Consider the following 3,510-nt stretch of genomic DNA (forward strand, 5'->3'; position numbering starts at 1 on the left):
CGTACGCCGATCGCGGCGGCGCCGGCGACGGCCGCCCAGCCGGCCACGGCGAGCAGCACGGTCGGGCCGGCCCCGGTCGGGTCGAGACGGTCGACGGCGACGTCGGCGGCGATCCAGAGCCCGCCGAGCAGCACGGCGGGGCCGCTCCATCGCCGGTCACCGCCGCCGGCCAGCACGAGCCCCAGCACCGCCGCGACGATCATGCTGAAGCGCAGGTCCCGCACCCAGTAGGCGTTGTTTCCGGGTAGGTTCTCCGGCCACGGCCCGATCGGATCGGTCAGCGGTTGCAGGACGGTCACGCCGACCGCCCAGAGAATCGCGGCGAGGGCGGCGAGCGTCAGGCCGGCGGGGCGTGCGGTGCGCATGCCGAGACGGTAACGGCCGGGGCCGGTGGCCGTCGCCCGCCGGGCGAACGGCCCGGGGGGTCGCCGCTGCCGCGGGACGCGGCCGCCCGTTACCGTTCCCCGGTCTGGGGAGGTACCGCCGTGTACGTGGTGTCCGTGATCAACTACAAGGGTGGGGTCGGCAAGACGACCGTCACCGCCAACCTCGGCGCCGAGCTGGCGAACCGGGGGATGAAGGTGCTGCTCATCGACCTGGACCCGCAGGCCAGCCTGACCTTCGGCTTCTACGACCCGGACGACTGGCGGGACCGGCTGCGCGACGACCGCACCGTCAAGCGCTGGTACGACGGGCTGCGCGGGGACACCCCGCCGGTCACCCTCGGCGAGCTGGTGGTCTCCCCCGGCCCGGCGAACGCCCACCTCAAGGGCGCCGGGCGGCTCGACCTGATCGCGTCACACCTCCAGCTGGTCGACATCGACCTGGCCCTGGCCCGGGGCGTGGCCAACGGCGACGAGTACGACGCCGAGCTGTTCCGGGTGCGCGGCTCGCTGGCCGAGGGGCTGCACGACGACGCGCTGGACAGCTACGACATGGTGCTGATCGACTGCCCGCCGAACTTCAACGTGGTCACCCAGTCGGCCATCATCGCCAGCGACCACCTGGTCATCCCGGCGAAGGCCGACTACCTGTCCACGCTGGGCATCGACTACCTGCACGGCAACGTGCAGGAGCTGGTGGAGCAGTACAACGCCGACGCCCGCCGGTTCGCCACCACCCGCCGGCATCACAAGGTCGCCCCTGGCGTCGCCGGTGTGGTCTTCACGATGATCCAACTGATGGCCCAGCGGCCGATCGCCGCGCACCAGGGCTACATGGACCAGGTCCGCGCGCTCGGCCTGCCGGTCTTCCCGACCGTGGTGCGGGAGAACGTCACGCTCTTCGCCACGAACACCCCGCGCGGCGTGCCGGTGGTCCTCCGCGACCGGCTCACCACCCCGGTCGTCCGCGACGAGCTGCGCCAACTCGCCACCGAGTTCCTCGAACACCTTCAGCCCGAGCGGGCGACGGCATGACCGACCCGCTCACCGGGCTGGTGGCGGCCCTGCTGCGCGAACTGTCCGCCGAGGACGTCGCCGCCCTGCTCGAGGGGCGGGCCCGGCTCGCGGTGGTGCCGGTCGACACGCCGTCGCGCGGACTGCCGTCCACCGCGCCACCACCGGCGACGTCCGCCCCGGTGGCGTCGGCGAGGGCACCGGGCCGGCGGACCACGGCGGCCGAGCCCCCGGACCGGGCCCGGGCGGCGCTCGCTGCCATGTCGACCCGCGACGACGGTACGGCGTACCTCTCGGGCTGGTTGACCCGTGACCTGCGGGCGCTGGCCGCGAGCCTGGAGCTGCGCGGCGTCGCCGGGCTGCGCAAGGCGGAGCTGGTCGAGCGGATCGTCGACCGCACCATCGGCTACCGCCTCAACTCCACCGCCATCCGCCGGCTCTGATCCGGCCGCGCCCCCGGCCCGGGTCGGTCGAGCGGGGCGCCCTCCGCCGCGGCGCGGGCCGGCAGGCGGTGGGCCCGGCCCCCTAGGCTGACGGCACCGGGACGTCGAGGAGGTCGCCATGAGCAGATACGTCGCCCTTCTGCGCGGGGTCAACGTGGGCGCGGCGAAGGTCGGCATGGCGGACCTGCGCCGGCTGGTCACCGACCTCGGTCACGACGACGTGAAGACGTACCTGCAGAGCGGCAACGTCGTCTTCGGCAGCACGGTACGCGACGCCGAGGAACTGGCCCGGGGCATCGAACGGGCGATCACCGACGAGCTGGGGCTGAGGGTGCCCGTGCTGGTGCGCAGCGGCCGGGAGATGGCGGCGGTGGCCGACGGCAACCCGTACGCAGACCGGGAGGACGACCCGACCCGACTGCTGGTGGCCTTCCTCGCCACCGCACCGGCCAAGTCCACGGTGGACGCCCTGATGGTGCCGGGCGGAGAGAACGTCGCGTTCACCGTCACCGGGCGGGAGGTCTACCTGCACTACCCCGACGGCGGCTACGGCCGGTCGAAGTTCACCAACGCCTACCTGGAGAAGAAGCTCGGCGTGGTGGCGACCACCCGCAACTGGCGCTCCGTGCGCGCCCTGGCGGAGCTGGCCGCCGGCTGAGCACCGCGACCCGCCCCCGCACCGCACCGCACCGACGACCCACCGGCCGAGTCGGGACGACCGCGGCGCCGGGCCGCGGCCGCCCGGGCCCGCTCAGAAGTGGTACGCGGTGTGGTACTCCGGCACGACCACCCGGCTGCGCGGAGAGACCCGCCGCACCGCCGCGACCAGCCGGTCCAACCGCTCGCGGTCCTTCGTCGCCACCGGCACCGGGTTGCGCAGCGCGGTCTCGAAGTTGTCGAAATGCACCGGCACCACGACCCTCGGCCGGTCCAGCGCGTCGAGCAGCCGCTCGGCGTAGTCGGCGGTGGCGGTGCTGCTCGGCAGCGCCACCATCGCCACGTCCGGGGCGAGGCCGGTCAGGTTCCGCTCGGCGAAGTCGCTCGCCCCCATGAAGAACACCGCCGGACCGTCCTTGACCCGCAGCTGGTACGCCAGGGTGTCCCCCTCCGGCAGGTCGGCGACGGTGGCCGGCCGGGGCGGCGGGCTGACCCGGACCCCCGGAAAGGCCATCGAGTACGACGCGTTGCGGCTGTGCAGCGAGCCCACCACCTCCACGGTGTACGCGCCGAAGTCGAGCACCTCACCGCCCTTGACCGGGCTGAGCTGCCCCGCCGGCACCCCGTACGCCAGCCCCAGGTGGTACGCGGTCAACGTGCCGACCACCCTCGCGCCGGTGCGGCCGGCGATGTGCGGCACGTCCATCCAGTGATCCCAGTGGGTGTGGGTGACGAGCACCGTCTCGGCCCGGTCCGCGTACGAGTCGACGACGTCGGTTTGGACCTCCAGCGGGGTGGCCGGCTGGAAGGCGCCCCTGAACAGCCCCGTGTCGATCCGGCTGAGGAACGGGTCGACCAGGACGGTCCGGTCGCCGATGTCGATGCGCCACGCCGACGTACCCCACCAGCGGAAGCTGACCGGGCCACGGCGTGGCGCGGCCGAGCCGGCGGCGAGCGGCGCGGTGGCCGGCGGGGCGGCCTGCGCCGGGGCGGCCAGGGCGGAGGCGGTGAGT

The 3,510-nt window shown here is 74.1% G+C and carries 5 protein-coding genes; 3 read left to right on the forward strand and 2 right to left on the reverse strand.

The window, feature by feature from the left end; all coding sequences use genetic code 11:
• Window positions 1-365: hypothetical protein (locus NCC78_RS29430; RefSeq protein ID WP_250798618.1), on the reverse strand; the 365-nt coding region annotated here is incomplete at its 3' end.
• A gap of 120 nt (window positions 366-485) precedes the next feature.
• Here NCC78_RS29430 and NCC78_RS29435 point away from each other — a divergent pair.
• The 3 genes from NCC78_RS29435 (at window position 486) to NCC78_RS29445 (ending at window position 2,498) form a co-directional block, all read left to right on the forward strand.
• Window positions 486-1,418 carry a ParA family protein gene (locus tag NCC78_RS29435; protein WP_250798620.1) on the forward strand — a complete coding sequence of 311 codons (933 nt, stop codon included), beginning with the start codon at window positions 486-488 and terminating at the stop codon, window positions 1,416-1,418.
• Entirely contained in the window at window positions 1,415-1,840 is a 426-nt protein-coding gene (locus tag NCC78_RS29440; RefSeq protein ID WP_250798622.1) for a Rho termination factor N-terminal domain-containing protein, read from the forward strand. Before NCC78_RS29435 ends, NCC78_RS29440 begins: the two co-directional genes overlap by 4 nt.
• A 118-nt stretch (window positions 1,841-1,958) precedes the next feature.
• Window positions 1,959-2,498, forward strand: coding sequence for a DUF1697 domain-containing protein (locus NCC78_RS29445; RefSeq protein WP_250798624.1), 540 nt, complete (start codon window positions 1,959-1,961; stop codon window positions 2,496-2,498).
• 93 nt (window positions 2,499-2,591) lie between these two features.
• Here the strand turns inward: NCC78_RS29445 and NCC78_RS29450 are convergent.
• Window positions 2,592-3,510, reverse strand: a 919-nt coding sequence (locus NCC78_RS29450; protein ID WP_250798625.1) for an MBL fold metallo-hydrolase, incomplete at its 5' end; no start/stop codon positions are given.

The organism is Micromonospora phytophila (assembly GCF_023656545.1).
GTDB lineage: Bacteria > Actinomycetota > Actinomycetes > Mycobacteriales > Micromonosporaceae > Micromonospora > Micromonospora phytophila.

Coding starts and splice junctions, on each gene's coding strand:
- NCC78_RS29440 (WP_250798622.1), top strand. CDS start 1,415: ATGACCGACCCGCTCACCGGGCTGGTGGCGGCCCTGCTGCGCGAACTG.
- NCC78_RS29445 (WP_250798624.1), top strand. CDS start 1,959: ATGAGCAGATACGTCGCCCTTCTGCGCGGGGTCAACGTGGGCGCGGCG.